We start from the raw sequence: 14,347 nt of genomic DNA, 5'->3' as shown, positions 1-14,347 counted from the left end.
GAGACAACCATACACCGAATGAGACATCAATGTCTCATTCGATAAATCGACGCCTCACCGCGAGGCTGGAAGGAATGCTGTGAACATGACGAAGCCGCTGCTGCTGATCGACGTGGACGGGCCGCTGAATCCTTATGCGGCGAAGCCCGAACGCCGCCCCGAGGGATACGGCACGCACCGGATGCACCCGACGGGCTGGACGGGGGCGAAGCCGCTGCGAGTCTGGCTCAACCCCGACCACGGAAGCGAGCTGCTCGCGCTCGCCGAGGCGTACGAGCTGGTCTGGGCGACGACCTGGAAGGGCGAGGCGAACGACTGGATCGGGCCGCATCTCGGGCTGCCCGAGCTGCCGTTCATCGACTGGCCCCAGATGCACGGAAAGGCCCCTCGCGGGACCTTCTGGAAGACGCAGTACATCCTGGAGTACGCGGCCGCGCGGCCGTTCGCCTGGGTCGACGACGACATCACCTCGTACGACCACGAGTATGTGGACCAGAACCACCTCGCCGCCGCCCTGTTGCTGCACATCGATCCCCGGCTCGGACTGCTCCGGCCGGACTTCGACGCGCTCGCGGACTGGGCGGCGGCGCTGTGACGCTGCTGCGGACTACTTCTTGGCGGTGGCCCAGGCGTGCTGGATCACCAGGTCCGCCTTGACCTCCACCAGCTGGGCGGCGACCGCCGACGGAGCCGTACCGCCGCGACCGTCACGGGAGGCGAGCGCGCCCGGGACGTTGAGGACCGTGCGGACCTCGGGGGTCAGGTGCTCGGAGATCTTCACGAACTGGTCGTCCGTGAGCTCGTCGAGCTCCTTGCCCTCCGCCTCGGCGACCTTCACGCACTCGCCCGCGACCTCGTGCGCCACCCGGAACGGCACGCCCTGCTTGACCAGCCACTCGGCGATGTCGGTGGCGAGCGAGAAGCCGGCCGGGGCCAGCTCCTCCATGCGCTCCCGGTTGACGGTGAGCGTCGCCATCATGCCGGTGAAGGCGGGGAGCAGGACCTCCAGCTGGTCGCAGGAGTCGAAGACGGGCTCCTTGTCCTCCTGGAGATCGCGGTTGTAGGCGAGCGGCAGGGCCTTGAGGGTGGCCATCAGACCGCTGAGGTTGCCGATGAGACGGCCCGACTTGCCCCGGGCCAGCTCGGCGATGTCCGGGTTCTTCTTCTGCGGCATGATCGACGAGCCGGTGGAGAAGGCGTCGTGCAGGGTCACGAAGGAGAACTCCTTCGTGTTCCAGATGATGATCTCCTCCGCGATACGGGAGAGGTTGATCCCGATCATCGCGGTGACGAAGGCGAACTCGGCCACGAAGTCGCGCGAGGCCGTGCCGTCGATGGAGTTGCCCGCCGAGCCGCGCTCGAAGCCGAGGTCCTTGGCGACCGCCTCCGGGTCGAGCCCGAGGGAGGACCCGGCCAGCGCGCCGGAGCCGTACGGGGAGACGGCGGTCCGGGTGTCCCACTGCCGCAGCCGCTCCGCGTCCCGGGAGAGGGACTGGACATGGGCGAGGACATGGTGGGCGAAGAGCACCGGCTGGGCGTGCTGGAGGTGGGTCCGGCCCGGCATGGCGACGTCCGGGTGGGCCTCGGCGAGGCCGACGAGGGCGTCCTGGAGGTCGGCGATCAGACCGCCGATGATCCGGGCGTGGTCGCGCAGGTACATCCGGAAGAGAGTGGCGACCTGGTCGTTGCGGGACCGGCCCGCGCGCAGCTTGCCGCCGAGGTCGGGGCCGAGGCGCTCCAGGAGGCCCCGCTCCAGGGCGGTGTGGACGTCCTCGTCGGCGATGGTGCCGACGAACTCGCCCGAGGCCACGTCCGCTTCGAGCTGGTCGAGGCCGGCGAGCATGCGCGTCAGCTCGTCCTCGGTGAGCAGCCCCGCCTTGTGGAGCACGCGCGCGTGGGCGCGGGAACCGGCGATGTCGTACGGCGCGAGCCGCCAGTCGAAGTGGACCGACGCGGACAGCTTTGCCAGGGCCTCGGCGGGACCGTCGGCGAAACGGCCGCCCCAGAGCCGGACGTCACCGTTGTTGCTGCTCACAGCTACTGCTCCTCAAGGGGTGGGTACAAGGCCGCCTCCCTGCCGGGGAACCCTCGGGGAGGCGGTTGTGGAACGAGTCGTGGTCGGGCGAGGTCACGTCGGGCTACGCCCGCAGATCACGCCGTGCGGCGATCTTCGCGGACAGCGCGAAGATGTCGATGAAGCCCTGCGCCTTGGACTGGTCGAAGGTGTCGCCCGAGTCGTACGTCGCGAGGTTGAAGTCGTACAGCGACTCCTCGGACCTCCGGCCGGTGACGACGGCGCGGCCGCCGTGCAGGGTCATCCGGATATCGCCGGTGACGTGCTGGTTGGCCTCGTTGATGAAGCCGTCGAGGGCGCGCTTGAGCGGGGAGAACCACAGGCCGTCGTAGACCATCTCGCCCCAGCGCTGCTCGACCTGCCGCTTGTAGCGGGCCAGCTCGCGCTCGACGGTGACGTTCTCCAGCTCCTGGTGGGCGGTGATCAGGGCGATCGCGCCGGGAGCCTCGTAGACCTCGCGGGACTTGATGCCCACGAGCCGGTCCTCGACCATGTCGATCCGGCCGATGCCCTGGGCGCCGGCCCGCTCGTTGAGCTGCTGGATGGCCTGGAGCACGGTGACGGGCCTGCCGTCGACGGCCACGGGCACGCCCTCCTTGAAGGAGATGACGACCTCGTCGGCCTCGCGCGGGGTGGCGGGGTTCTGCGTGTACTCGTAGATGTCCTCGATCGGCGCGTTCCAGATGTCCTCGAGGAATCCGGTCTCGACGGCGCGGCCGAAGACGTTCTGGTCGATGGAGTACGGGGACTTCTTGGTGGTCGCGATGGGCAGGTTCGCCTTCTCGGCGAAGGCGATCGCCTTGTCCCGGGTCATGGCGTAGTCACGGACCGGGGCGATGCACTTCAGATCCGGGCCGAGGGCCTGGATCCCGGCCTCGAAGCGGACCTGGTCGTTGCCCTTGCCGGTGCAGCCGTGGGCGACGATGCCGGCGTCGTGCTTCCTGGCGGCGGCGACGAGGTGCTTGACGATGGTCGGCCGGGAGAGCGCCGAGACCAGCGGATACCGGTCCATGTAGAGGGCGTTGGCCTTGATCGCCGGGAGGCAGTACTCGTCGGCGAACTCGTCCTTGGCGTCCGCGACCTCGGCCTCGACCGCACCGCAGGCGAGCGCGCGCTTGCGGATGACGTCCAGGTCCTCGCCGCCCTGGCCGACGTCCACGGCGACGGCGATGACCTCGGCGCCCGTCTCCTCTGCGATCCAGCCGATGGCTACGGAGGTGTCCAGGCCGCCCGAGTAGGCGAGTACGACGCGCTCGGCCATGGTTTTCTCCTTACCTTGCAAGCACTGACATGCATGAGTATGCATTCCTCCGCATGATTCGTCAATCGACGCCCGGATCCGGAGCGCGAGACTGGACATGCCCGCTACAGAACGGAGGCACAGCCATGACCCCACGCCTGCGCGACGGCGTGTCCTTCGCCCAGACCGAGTACGGGCTCGCGCTGCTCGACGAGGAGCGGGGCAGCTACTGGCAACTGAATTCCACGGGGGTCCAGGTGCTGCGCGCCCTGCTCGCCGGACGCCCGGCGGAGGCGGCCGTGCGGGAACTGGCCGACGAGTACGGCGTCGACGCCGACAGCGTCCACCACGACGTGCAGGAGCTGGTCGCCGCTCTCTTCGCCTCGGGCCTGCTGGTACGTGGGGAGGACGGCCGGCCATGAAAGTCTCCGGCCCGTGGCGGTGCGCCCAGGTCCATGGGGTCGTCGGTCTGGCCCGGTTGCCGGCCCTCCGGCCGCCGGGCCGCCTCCGTGCGGTGCTCGTCCGGCTGGGCCGCGGTGCCGCCCTCGGGCAGCGCCGAGCCCGTTCATGACGTACGACAAGGACCGCGATCTGCACGCGAAGCGAGGTGGGTGACGGCCGGCCGTTCCTCCGTACCGACCGTCACCATGTGCCTACCGGCTGAACCCTCAGCGGTCGTTCTGCGCCAACCGCAGGAGGTGATCGGCGAGTGCCTGGCCGCCCGCGGGGTCGCGGGAGATCAGCAGCAGCGTGTCGTCACCCGCGATCGTGCCGAGGATCGCGTGGAGTTCGGCCTGGTCGATGGCCGACGCGAGGAACTGGGCCGCCCCCGGCGGGGTCCGCAGGACCACCAGGTTGGCGGAGGCCTCGGCGGAGATCAGCAGTTCGCCGGAGAGGCGCCGCATTCTCTCCTCCTTGGCGGACTCACCGAGCGGCGCCTGCGGGGTGCGGAAACCGCCCTCGCTGGGCACCGCGTAGATCAGCTCTCCGCCCGTGTTGCGGATCTTCACGGCGCCGAGCTCGTCGAGGTCGCGGGAGAGCGTCGCCTGGGTGACGCTCAGCCCGTCGTCCGCGAGGAGCTTGGCGAGCTGGCTCTGCGAGCGCACCGGCTGCCGGTTGAGGATGTCGACGATCCTGCGGTGGCGTGCGGTGCGGGTCTGCGGAACGGACGGCCCGCCGTGCTCGGATTCCTGCGCGTCGGTCATCGTCGTCTCATTCTCCGGTTCGTCCTTCCCCGTTCACCGCTTCGTCGAGGACACCGGGGAGCACTGCCAGGAATGCGTCCACCTCCGCGTCTCCGATGGTCAGTGCCGGCATGAGCCGTACGACATCGGGGGCGGGCGCGTTCACCAGGAGACCGGCGTCCTGAGCCGCCTGCTGCACCTGGGGCGCGAGGGACTCGGTGAGCACGATACCCAGCAGGAGGCCCGCACCACGGACATAGGAGACCAGCGGATGGTTCAGACCCTCGATTCCGCTGCGCAGCTTCTCGCCGAGACGCTTGACCTCGTCGAGGGTTCCGCCGGTCGCGAGGGTGTCGATCACGGCGAGGCCGGCGGCGCAGGCGACCGGGTTTCCGCCGAACGTCGTGCCGTGGTGGCCGGGCGTGAACAGCTCGGCCGCCTCGCCGAAGGCGACGGTCGCGCCGAGCGGCAGCCCGCCGCCGAGGCCCTTGGCGAGGGTCACGATGTCGGGCTCGACGCCGTCGTGGCCCTGGTACTCGAACCAGTGGCCGGTCCGGCCGATGCCCGTCTGGACCTCGTCGAGGACGAGGAGGGTGCCGGTGGCGCGGGTGATCTCGCGGGCGGCCTGGAGGTAGCCGACGGGCGGGACGACGACGCCGTTCTCGCCCTGGATCGGCTCGATGATCACCAGGGCCGTGTCCTCGGTGACGGCCGCGCGCAGGGCCTCCACGTCTCCGTACGGGACGTGCGTGACGTCGCCGGGGAGCGGCAGGAACGGGGTCTGCTTGCCGGGCTGGCCGGTGAGCGCGAGCGCGCCCATGGTCCGGCCGTGGAAGCCGCCCTCGGTGGCGACCATGTGGGTCCGGCCGGTCAGCCGGCCGATCTTGAAGGCGCTTTCGTTGGCCTCGGCCCCGGAGTTGCAGAAGAAGACCCGCCCGGGCCGGCCGAAGAGCTGGAGCAGCCGCTCGGCGAGGGCGACGGGCGGCTCGGCGACGAAGAGGTTGGAGACATGGCCGAGGGACGCGATCTGCCGCGATACGGCCTCGACGATGGCCGGGTGCGCGTGACCGAGGGCGTTGACGGCGATGCCGCCGACGAAGTCGAGGTACTCGGTGCCGTCGGCGTCCCAGACCTTGGCGCCCTCGCCGCGGACGAGCGGCAGCCGGGGCGTGCCGTAGTTGTCCATCAGCGAGCCCTGCCACCGCCGGGTCAGTTCCTCGTTGCCGCTCACGACTCCCCCTTCTCGTCCGGCACGACCATCGTGCCGATGCCCTCGTCGGTGAAGATCTCCAGCAGGATCGAGTGCTGGACCCGGCCGTCGATCACACGGGCCGTGGTGACCCCGTTGCGTACGGCGTGCAGGCAGCCCTCCATCTTGGGGACCATTCCGCTGGAGAGCTCGGGCAGGAGCTTCTCCAGCTGGCTCGCGGTGAGCCGGCTGATGACCTCGTCGCTGTTCGGCCAGTCCTCGTAGAGGCCCTCGACGTCGGTCAGGACCATCAGGGTCTCGGCGCCAAGCGCCGCAGCGAGAGCCGCAGCCGCCGTATCAGCATTGACGTTGTAGACATGTCCGTCGTCCTGGGAACGGGCGATGGAGGAGATGACCGGGATCCGGCCGTCCTCCAGGAGCGCCTCGATGGCGCCGGTGTCGATGGCGGTGATCTCGCCGACCCGGCCGATGTCGACCTGTTCGCCCTCGATGACCGGCTGGTGCTTGGTGGCCGTGATGGTGTGCGCGTCCTCGCCGGTCATGCCGATGGCGAACGGGCCGTGCTGGTTGAGCAGGCCGACGAGCTCGCGCTGGACCTGCCCGGCGAGGACCATCCGTACGACGTCCATGGCGTCCTCGGTGGTGACGCGCAGGCCGGCCTTGAACTCGCTGACGATGCCGTGGCGGTCCAGGGCGGCGCTGATCTGCGGGCCGCCGCCGTGCACGACGACCGGCTTGAGGCCGGCGTGACGGAGGAAGACGACATCCTGGGCGAAGGCTGCCTTGAGCTCGTCGTCGATCATGGCGTTGCCGCCGAACTTGATGACGACCGTCTTGCCGTTGTGGCGGGTCAGCCAGGGCAGCGCCTCGATGAGGATCTGGGCCTTCGGGAGCGCGGTGTGCTTACGGGTTCCGGTCATGACGAGTACGCGCTGTTCTCGTGGACGTAGTCGGCGGTGAGGTCGTTGGCCCAGATGACCGCGGACTCGGCACCGGCGGCGAGGTCGGCGGTGATCGTGACCTCACGGAAGCGCATGTCGACGAGGTCACGGTCCTCGCCCACCGAGCCGTTCTTGCAGACCCACACGCCGTTGATGGCGACGTTGAGCCGGTCGGGGTCGAAGGCCGCCTGCGTGGTGCCGATGGCGGAGAGCACCCGGCCCCAGTTGGGGTCCTCGCCGTGGATGGCGCACTTGAGGAGGTTGTTGCGGGCGATGGAGCGGCCCACCTCGACGGCGTCGTCCTCGGTCGCGGCGTTGATCACCTCGATACGGATGTCCTTGCTGGCGCCCTCGGCGTCGCCGATGAGCTGGCGGGCGAGGTCCTGGCAGACGTCCGTCACGGCCTCGGCGAACTCCTCGTACGCCGGGGTGATGCCGGAGGCGCCGGAGGCGAGCAGGAGGACGGTGTCGTTGGTGGACATGCAGCCGTCGGAGTCGACCCGGTCGAAGGTGACCTTGGTGGACTGCCGCAGCGCCGAGTCGAGGTCCTTGCTCTCCATATCGGCGTCGGTGGTGACGACGACGAGCATGGTGGCCAGGCCCGGGGCGAGCATGCCCGCGCCCTTCGCCATACCGCCGACGGTCCAGCCGTCCTTGGTGACCACGGAGGTCTTGTGGACGGTGTCGGTGGTCTTGATGGCGATGGCGGCCTTCTCGCCGCCGTGCTCGGACAGCTCGCCGACGGCCTTCTCGACGCCGGACAGAACCTTGTCCATGGGGAGCAGCAGGCCGATGAGGCCGGTGGAGGCGACGGCGACCTCGCCGGCGCCGACCTGGAGGAGCTCGGCCACCTTCTCGGCGGTCGCGTGGGTGTCCTGGAAGCCCTGCGGGCCCGTACAGGCGTTGGCGCCGCCGGAGTTGAGGACGACGGCCGCCAGCTCACCCGCGGTCAGGACCTGCTGGGACCACAGGACGGGCGCGGCCTTGACGCGGTTGGAGGTGAAGACGCCGGCGGCGGCGCGGCGGGGCCCGTTGTTGACCACGAGGGCCAGGTCCGGGTTGCCGTTCTCCTTGATCCCGGCGGCGATACCGGCCGCCGTGAATCCCTTCGCTGCGGTGACGCTCACTGTGATTCTCCGTTCGCTTCTCCGCCCACGCAGCGCAGAGGCGCGGGCATCGTCTTCGTCTGCGGCCCGGCGGCTGCGCGTGCGCCGCTCACCGTGCTGCTCCGTTCGCTTCTCCGCCCGCGCAGCGCAGAGGCGCGGGCATCGCCCTCGTCTGCGGCCCGGCGGCTGCGCGTGCGTCGCTCACCGTGCTGTTCCGTTCGCTTCTCCGCCCGCGCAGCGCAGAGGCGCGGGCATCGTCTTCGTCTGCGGCCCGGCGGCTGCGCGTGCGTCGCTCACGGAGCGACCCCCATCGTCGAAAGTCCCGTGTCCTCGGGAAGCCCGAGGGCGATGTTCATGCTCTGGACCGCGCCGCCGGCGGTGCCCTTGGTGAGGTTGTCGATGGCGCTGATGGCGATGATCCGGTTCGCGGCCTCGTCGTACGTGACCTGGATCTGAACGGCGTTGGAACCCTGGACGGATGCCGTGGACGGCCACCGGCCCTCGGGGAGCAGGTGGACGAACGGCTCGTCCGCGAAAGCCTTCTCGTAGGCGGCCCGTACGGTCTCCGCGGTCGCACCGGGCTTCGCCTTGGCGGAGCAGGTGGCGAGGATGCCGCGGGACATCGGGGCGAGGGTCGGCGTGAAGGAGACGCTGACGCGCTCGCCGGCCAGGCCGCTCAGGTTCTGGATCATCTCGGGGGTGTGCCGGTGGCCGCCGCCGACGCCGTACGGCGTCACGTTGCCCATGACCTCGCTGCCGAGCAGGTGCGGCTTGAGGGCCTTGCCCGCGCCGGACGTGCCGGTGGCGGCGACGATCACGGCCTCGGGTTCGGCGAGACCGTTCTCGTACGCGGGGAAGAGCGCGAGGGAGACGGCGGTGGGGAAGCAGCCGGGCACCGCGATGCGCCTGGACCCCTCCAGCGCGGCGCGGGCACCCGGCAGTTCGGGAAGGCCGTAGGGCCAGGTCCCGGCGTGCGGGGACCCGTAGAACGTCTCCCAGTCGGCGGAGTCCTTCAGCCGGAAGTCGGCGCCCATGTCGATGACCAGGACGTCGGGCCCGAGCTGCTCGGCGACGGCGGCGGACTGGCCGTGCGGAAGCGCGAGGAAGACGACGTCGTGCCCGACCAGCTCCTCGGCGGTGGTCGGCGCGAGGACGCGGTCGGCGAGCGGGAGGAGGTGGGGCTGGAGGGCCCCGAGCTGCTGTCCGGCGTTGGAGCGGCCGGTCAGTGTGCCGATCTCCACCTCGGGGTGGCCGAGGAGGAGACGCAGGAGCTCTCCACCCGCGTATCCGCTCGCGCCTGCCACTGCTGCTCGTACCGTCATCGAAACCCTCCTCCTGGATGGCATGACTATACGCAGCTCCGCAGTTTTATGCAAAGATGAAATCCGGCCCCCGCGCGCCGTGGGAACGGCCCGAACTCGCGGGGCCCGCACTGCTGCCCATACATCCAGTCTCACCCTGGTCCCCGTTACGGAGCAGCGTCACACCCGCGCCCTCACGCCCGTCATGGCAGTGAAGGAAGCGACGAGGAGTGATGACCACCATGTACGACCAGGAGTTTCTTGCCAGGCGGTTCGACGCCCACCAGGACCGGCTGCGGGCCATCGCCCGCCGGATGCTCGGATCGCACGGCGAGGCGGAGGAGGCGCTGCGTGAGGCGCGGACGCGGCTCGACGGGGTCGAGAGCTGGCTGGCGGTCGCGGTCGGGCGGGTGTGCGTGGACAGGCTCCGGACCCGGGCCGCAGGCGCGTACGGACCGCCGGGCGGGTACGGACCGCCGGGCCGGGGTGAGGCCAGGGAGACTGTAGGCGCGGCGGGCGCCGGGGGCGCTGTCGACTCCGTGTGGCTCGCCCTGTTCGTCGTACTGGAGTCGATGGCGCCGGACGAGCGGCTCGCCTACGTCCTGCACGATCTGTTCGGCCTGCCGCTGCGCGAGATCGCACGGATCACCGGCTGCTCCCCCGAGGAGGCGGAACGCCTCGCCGGACGGGCGCGGCACCGGGTGCGGGGCTCGGGCGGGCGGGACTCCGGCGGTACGGAGGCGGAAGACGAGCCGGGGCGCCGGCGCGCGGTCGTCGAGGTGTTCCTCGCCGCCGCCCGCGCGCGGGACGCGCGGGCCCTCGCCGCCGTCCTGGACCCCGATGTCGTGGCGTACTCCGAGAACGGTCCGGTCCACGGCGCGCCCGCCGTCGCGGAGGGGGCCGCCACGTTCGCCCGGCTCGCCGCGGTGGCGAAGCCCGCGCTGGTGAACGGTGCGACGGGGGTCGTCACGTTCAGGGAAGGGCGACCGGTCTCCGCCGTGGCGTTCACGATCCGGGGCGAACGGATCACCGCCCTCGACATCACGACCGACCAGGAGCGGCTGCGCGGACTGGACCTGGTGTTTCCGGAGTGCTGACCGGTGTCCCCGCGCCCTCCGGGGCCCGGGCCGGGCCTGACCCCGCGCGCCCCGGGCGGAAAACTCGGGTGCGCGTCCCCCATGGCCCCCGTTAGCCTCGACGGCATGTCTACGCCCCGAATCTCCTAGCTCAAGGACCCGCTTCCACGCCACCCGTGTGTCCTTCTGCTTTTTCGGAGCGTTACCCCATGATCACCGTTCGTGGTGCCGACGTGCGCGCCGGCGCCCGGCTGCTGCTGTCCGACATCTCCTTCCACATCGCCCCCGGCGACCGGATCGGCCTGGTCGGCCGCAACGGCGCCGGGAAGACCACCCTCCTCGACACCCTGGCCGGGCTGCGCCGCCCGGCCGCGGGGTCCGTCACCCACACCGGCGAGCTCGGCCATCTCCCGCAGGACTCCCGCGCAGCCGACCCGGCCGTCAGCGTCGCGGACCGGATCCTCTCCGCGCGCGGGCTCGACCGCGCCGCGCACGCCCTGCAGGCCGCGGCGACCGCCCTCGGCGACACCGGCGACGCGCGGACCATGGCCGCGTACGCCCGCGCCGAGGCGGAGTTCGAGGCGCGCGGCGGGTACGCCGCCGAGGCCGAGGCCGCGCGGGTCGCCGCCGGACTCGGCCTGCCCGCCGAGATGATGGGGCGGGCCGTCGGCACGCTCTCCGGCGGCCAGAAGCGGCGGGTCGAGCTGGCCAGGATCCTGTTCGCGGGACACGGCCGCGAGGGCACGCTGCTGCTCGACGAGCCGACCAACCACCTCGACGCCGACTCAATCGGCTGGCTGCGCGGCTTCCTGACGGCTCATCAGGGCGGTCTCGTGGTGATCAGCCACGACATCGGCCTCCTGGCCGACACCGTCAACCGCGTCTTCCACCTCGATCCGCAGCGCGCCACGATCGACATCCACAACACCGGCTGGGCCGCGTACCTCGCCCAGCGGGACGCCGACGAGCGCCGCCGGACCCGCGAGCGGGCCAACGCCGAACGCAAGGCGGCCACCCTGCACGCCCAGGCGGAGCGGATGAAGTCACGGGTCGCGACCGCGACGACGGCCAGGAGCATGGCCCGCCGCGCCGACCGCCTGCTCTCCGGGCTCGAACCCGCACGCCGGGCCGATCAAGTGGCCCGTATCCGGCTCCCCGAGCCCGCGCCGTGCGGTCGGATGCCGCTCGGAGCCGTATCGCTGACCAAGGCGTACGGGGAGGGGCGCCCGGTCCTCGACGGCGTCGACCTCGCCGTGGACCGGGGCAGCCGGCTCGTGGTCCTCGGGCTCAACGGCGCGGGCAAGACCACGCTGCTGCGTCTGCTGGCCGGACGGGAGGTTCCCGACTCCGGGCGCGTGGTGCACGGTCCCGGCCTGCGTGTCGGGTACTTCGCCCAGGAGCACGAGACGCTCGACCCCGACCGCACGGTCCGCGAGAACCTGGCCGCGGCCGCTCCTCATCTGACGGACGGGGAGGTACGGGGTGTCCTCGGGGCTTTCCTGTTCCGGGGCGACGACGCCGAGAAGCGGGCGGAGGTCCTGTCGGGCGGCGAGAAGACCCGGCTCGCGCTCGCCGGCCTCGTCCACTCGGGCGCGAACGTCCTGCTCCTGGACGAGCCCACGAACAACCTGGACCCGGCGTCGCGGGACGAGGTCCTGGCCGCCGTGGGCACGTATCCGGGCGCGATCGTGATGGTCACGCACGACGAGGGGGCGATCGACGCGCTGCGGCCGGAACGGGTGCTGTTGCTGCCGGACGCGGACGAGGACCTGTGGAGCGAGGAGTACCGGGACCTGGTGACCTTGGCGTAGCCGGTCCCGGGGCCGGATCGCGGGCCGGGCGCCTCGACCGTCGGCCCTGCCCATGGGGCAGGGCCGACCCCGTGACGTGCGTTGACTACGCTCCACTCCATGATCGTCAACGCGCAGACCCGGATTCGTGTCGCCCGTCCCTCGCGGGACATCGCCGCCGCCGAGCGCTTCTACGTCGAGGGGCTCGGCCTCGACGTGCTGTGGAGGAGCACGGAGCGGGTGTCCGGCAAGCACGACCTGGTCATGGTCGGTCCCGCGGACGGCACCTGGCACTTCGAGCTCACCCACGACCCCGAGAACCCGCTGGAGCCGACGCCGACCGTCGACGACCTGTTCGTGGTCTACCTGGGCGCGCCCGTCGAGGAGGCCCAGGTGGCCCGGCTGCTCGCGGCCGGCGGGACGCGGGTGCCGGCGCACAACCAGTACTGGGAGGAGTTCGGGGTCACGGTCGCCGACCCCGACGGCTACCGGCTCGTCCTCTGCTCCCGCGCCTGGAAGCCCTAGCGCGGCGCGCGTTGTCCGCGCGGTGCGGCCGGCGCAGCCGCCTGCCCCGCTGCCTTCCGGCCCTGCCCGCCCGACTGCTTGACGGCCCGCAGGACCACGAACTTCGGGTCGCTCGCGACCAGTTCGCAGGAGCCGAAGATGCGGCGCAGCGTGACGTGGTAGCCGAGGTGCCGGTTGCCGACGACCCACAGTTCCCCGCCCGGCCGCAGGGCGCGCCGCGCGTCGGTGAACATCCGGCGTGCGGTGCGGTCGGTGGTGGCCTGGTGGCTGTGGAACGGCGGGTTGTTGAGCACGAGGTCGACCGAGCCGGGGGCGAGGTCCGCCAGGCCGTCCCCGACCACGAACTCGGCGGTGCGGCCGGGGGCGGCGTGGGTGCGGAAGTTCTCCTCGGCCGAGGCGACGGCCTGGTACGACTCGTCGGCGAAGACCAGCTCGGCCTCGGGCTCGGTGAGCGCGACGGCCAGGCCGACGACTCCGTTTCCGCAGCCCAGGTCGGCGACCCGGGCGCGGCCGAGGCCCGTCGGCAGGTGCTGGAGGAAGAAGCGGGTGCCGATGTCGAGGCGGTCGGCGCAGAAGATCCCGGCCTGATTGGTGACGGTCCGTCCGGCGACGACGGCGGCGTCGGCGGGGAGTTCGTACCGGTACGGCCAGGGGTTGGCCGCCCGCTCCAGAGCCGGTTCCGGGGTGCAGAAGATCAGCCGGGCCTTCTTCGCGGCGAGCGAGGTGCGGGTGGGGCCGAGGATCTTCTCGAAGAGCTGGAGCGTGGAGGTGTGGATCTCCTTGACCATGCCGGTCCCCACGACCACGGTTCCCTCGTGCACGGCGGGCGCGAGCCGGTGGAGCTGGTCCTCCAGCAGAGCGAGGCTCTTGGGGACACGGACGAGCAGGACGTCGACGCGCTCGGGCGGCGGGTCCTGGGTGGTGAGCAGGGTGACCGCGTCCGGGGCGGCCCCGGAGCGGGCCAGGTTCTCCTCGGTCGCCCGGCGGCCGAGGTAGGAGTCGCAGATCTGCGTGAGCGCGGCGGGGCGGCGGGCGGCGAGGGCGGTGGTCAGCGCGCCCCAGCGGTCGCCGACGACGGCGACCGCGCCGGACAGGTCGGTGTCCGTCTCGGCCAGGTGCCGCAGCAGGTACTCGTCGGACGCGTCCCAGGCTCGCAGGGAGTCGCGCGGGTCCTCGGGGAAGCGGGTGAGCGGGAACTCGCCCCATGACGTGGTCAAACGGTTCATCGTGGTCTCAGGCTAGCCGGTCGGTCCCTAGAGTCCGGCGGCCGCCTGCAGATGGAGGTGCCACAGTCCGGGGCGGCCGGTGAGGGTGACCGTGGACAGCGGGCGGACGTCGACGTTCCAGAACGTGGCGGGCGGCGCCTTGAGCGCGTACACCAGGGCGGCGCGTACGACGGCGGGTTCGGCGACGGCCACGATGGAGCCGTCGTCGGCGGGCCGGGTGTCGAGCCAGCCCCCTATGCGCGAGATGAAGGCGAGGAGGGTCTCGCCGCCGTGCGGGGCGGTCCGCGGGTCGGCCAGCCAGGCGTCGACGGCGGCCGGTTCGAGCGCGGCGACCTCGGCGAGGGTCAGTCCGCGCCAGCGGCCCATGTCGCAGTCACGCAGGGCGGGCTGGGCGAGCGGGGCGTACCCGAGCGCCGTGCCGGTGGCGCGGCTGCGGGGCGTCGGGGAGCAGTAGCGCAGCTCGGCCGCGCCGAGCGGGACCAGCGAGTGTGCGGCGAGCTGCACCTCGTACCAGCCGGCCTCGTCGAGCGGCCGGTCGTCGTCGAAGCGCTCGGCGAGCAGGGAGGAGCTGCGCGCCGCTGTGACGAGCGTGACCCTTGTACCCATGGCCGCGATCGTGGGGCCGGAAGCCTGGCAGGTCAAGAGGGCATATGCGCGAACCCCGATTTGTGATC

The 14,347-nt window shown here is 71.5% G+C and carries 14 protein-coding genes; 5 read left to right on the top strand and 9 right to left on the bottom strand.

The features are described 5' to 3' along the window. The first annotated feature begins 85 nt into the window (after positions 1–85). Complete coding sequence (locus ABZ939_RS01290; RefSeq protein WP_361847405.1) at positions 86–595, top strand: HAD domain-containing protein; 510 nt, start codon at positions 86–88, stop codon at positions 593–595. A gap of 12 nt (positions 596–607) precedes the next feature. Here the strand turns inward: ABZ939_RS01290 and argH are convergent, their stop codons facing one another. Both argH and ABZ939_RS01280 read right to left on the bottom strand, forming a co-directional pair. Then, the gene (argH, locus tag ABZ939_RS01285; protein ID WP_361847402.1) at positions 608–2,035 is read right to left on the bottom strand and encodes an argininosuccinate lyase; all 1,428 of its coding nucleotides are present in this window, start codon (positions 2,033–2,035) and stop codon (positions 608–610) included. A 103-nt stretch (positions 2,036–2,138) separates the two neighbouring features. After that, on the bottom strand, positions 2,139–3,335 hold the full coding sequence (locus tag ABZ939_RS01280; protein ID WP_361847399.1) for an argininosuccinate synthase: 1,197 nt from the start codon (positions 3,333–3,335) through the stop codon (positions 2,139–2,141). A 125-nt stretch (positions 3,336–3,460) separates the two neighbouring features. Here ABZ939_RS01280 and ABZ939_RS01275 point away from each other — a divergent pair, with 125 nt between their 5' ends. Next, the gene (locus tag ABZ939_RS01275; RefSeq protein WP_361847396.1) at positions 3,461–3,736 is read left to right on the top strand and encodes a lasso peptide biosynthesis PqqD family chaperone; all 276 of its coding nucleotides are present in this window, start codon (positions 3,461–3,463) and stop codon (positions 3,734–3,736) included. Between the two features lie 246 nt (positions 3,737–3,982). Here the strand turns inward: ABZ939_RS01275 and ABZ939_RS01270 are convergent, their stop codons facing one another. The 5 genes from ABZ939_RS01270 to argC form a co-directional block, all read right to left on the bottom strand. Then, positions 3,983–4,519, bottom strand: coding sequence for an arginine repressor (locus ABZ939_RS01270; protein WP_361847393.1), 537 nt, complete (start codon positions 4,517–4,519; stop codon positions 3,983–3,985). A gap of 7 nt (positions 4,520–4,526) precedes the next feature. Further along, complete coding sequence (locus tag ABZ939_RS01265; RefSeq protein ID WP_361847390.1) at positions 4,527–5,729, bottom strand: acetylornithine transaminase; 1,203 nt, start codon at positions 5,727–5,729, stop codon at positions 4,527–4,529. Beyond that, complete coding sequence (gene argB / locus ABZ939_RS01260) at positions 5,726–6,628, bottom strand: acetylglutamate kinase (protein ID WP_361847387.1); 903 nt, start codon at positions 6,626–6,628, stop codon at positions 5,726–5,728. The genes ABZ939_RS01265 and argB overlap by 4 nt, the downstream gene beginning before the upstream one ends. Beyond that, a complete protein-coding gene (gene argJ, locus ABZ939_RS01255) occupies positions 6,625–7,776 on the bottom strand; it encodes a bifunctional glutamate N-acetyltransferase/amino-acid acetyltransferase ArgJ (protein ID WP_361847384.1) in 1,152 nt (383 codons plus the stop codon). The genes argB and argJ overlap by 4 nt, the downstream gene beginning before the upstream one ends. 272 nt (positions 7,777–8,048) lie before the next feature. Continuing rightward, entirely contained in the window at positions 8,049–9,077 is a 1,029-nt protein-coding gene (argC, locus tag ABZ939_RS01250; protein WP_361847381.1) for an N-acetyl-gamma-glutamyl-phosphate reductase, read from the bottom strand. A 212-nt stretch (positions 9,078–9,289) separates the two neighbouring features. Here argC and ABZ939_RS01245 point away from each other — a divergent pair, with 212 nt between their 5' ends. The 3 genes from ABZ939_RS01245 (at position 9,290) to ABZ939_RS01235 (ending at position 12,447) form a co-directional block, all read left to right on the top strand. Beyond that, positions 9,290–10,153, top strand: a complete 864-nt coding sequence (locus ABZ939_RS01245; protein ID WP_361847378.1) for a sigma factor-like helix-turn-helix DNA-binding protein — start codon at positions 9,290–9,292, stop codon at positions 10,151–10,153. A 188-nt stretch (positions 10,154–10,341) separates the two neighbouring features. Continuing rightward, positions 10,342–11,943, top strand: a complete 1,602-nt coding sequence (locus ABZ939_RS01240) for an ABC-F family ATP-binding cassette domain-containing protein (RefSeq protein ID WP_361847375.1) — start codon at positions 10,342–10,344, stop codon at positions 11,941–11,943. Between the two features lie 99 nt (positions 11,944–12,042). Further along, complete coding sequence (locus tag ABZ939_RS01235) at positions 12,043–12,447, top strand: VOC family protein (RefSeq protein WP_361847372.1); 405 nt, start codon at positions 12,043–12,045, stop codon at positions 12,445–12,447. Here the strand turns inward: ABZ939_RS01235 and ABZ939_RS01230 are convergent. Together ABZ939_RS01230 and ABZ939_RS01225 are read right to left on the bottom strand one after the other, a co-directional pair. Beyond that, positions 12,444–13,673 carry a methyltransferase gene (locus ABZ939_RS01230; protein ID WP_361847370.1) on the bottom strand — a complete coding sequence of 410 codons (1,230 nt, stop codon included), beginning with the start codon at positions 13,671–13,673 and terminating at the stop codon, positions 12,444–12,446. The genes ABZ939_RS01235 and ABZ939_RS01230 overlap by 4 nt on opposite strands. A gap of 27 nt (positions 13,674–13,700) precedes the next feature. After that, positions 13,701–14,279 (bottom strand): histidine phosphatase family protein, encoded by a 579-nt coding sequence (locus tag ABZ939_RS01225; RefSeq protein ID WP_361847367.1) that lies wholly within the window; start codon positions 14,277–14,279, stop codon positions 13,701–13,703. Between the last annotated feature and the right edge of the window lie 68 nt (positions 14,280–14,347).

Source organism: Streptomyces sp. NPDC046712, from assembly GCF_040645695.1.
In the GTDB taxonomy this organism is placed as follows: domain Bacteria; phylum Actinomycetota; class Actinomycetes; order Streptomycetales; family Streptomycetaceae; genus Streptomyces.
The sequence above is the reverse complement of the archived record's forward strand: the minus strand, read 5'-3'. Positions and strand labels throughout refer to the sequence as shown.

Excerpts from the sequence above, each read along its gene's own strand:
- ABZ939_RS01290 (WP_361847405.1), top strand. The coding sequence starts at position 86 with ATGACGAAGCCGCTGCTGCTGATCGACGTGGACGGGCCGCTGAATCCT.
- ABZ939_RS01280 (WP_361847399.1), bottom strand. The coding sequence starts at position 3,335 with ATGGCCGAGCGCGTCGTACTCGCCTACTCGGGCGGCCTGGACACCTCC.
- ABZ939_RS01275 (WP_361847396.1), top strand. The coding sequence starts at position 3,461 with ATGACCCCACGCCTGCGCGACGGCGTGTCCTTCGCCCAGACCGAGTAC.
- ABZ939_RS01270 (WP_361847393.1), bottom strand. The coding sequence starts at position 4,519 with ATGACCGACGCGCAGGAATCCGAGCACGGCGGGCCGTCCGTTCCGCAG.
- argB (WP_361847387.1), bottom strand. The coding sequence starts at position 6,628 with ATGACCGGAACCCGTAAGCACACCGCGCTCCCGAAGGCCCAGATCCTC.
- argC (WP_361847381.1), bottom strand. The coding sequence starts at position 9,077 with ATGACGGTACGAGCAGCAGTGGCAGGCGCGAGCGGATACGCGGGTGGA.
- ABZ939_RS01245 (WP_361847378.1), top strand. The coding sequence starts at position 9,290 with ATGACCACCATGTACGACCAGGAGTTTCTTGCCAGGCGGTTCGACGCC.
- ABZ939_RS01240 (WP_361847375.1), top strand. The coding sequence starts at position 10,342 with ATGATCACCGTTCGTGGTGCCGACGTGCGCGCCGGCGCCCGGCTGCTG.
- ABZ939_RS01235 (WP_361847372.1), top strand. The coding sequence starts at position 12,043 with ATGATCGTCAACGCGCAGACCCGGATTCGTGTCGCCCGTCCCTCGCGG.
- ABZ939_RS01230 (WP_361847370.1), bottom strand. The coding sequence starts at position 13,673 with ATGAACCGTTTGACCACGTCATGGGGCGAGTTCCCGCTCACCCGCTTC.
- ABZ939_RS01225 (WP_361847367.1), bottom strand. The coding sequence starts at position 14,279 with ATGGGTACAAGGGTCACGCTCGTCACAGCGGCGCGCAGCTCCTCCCTG.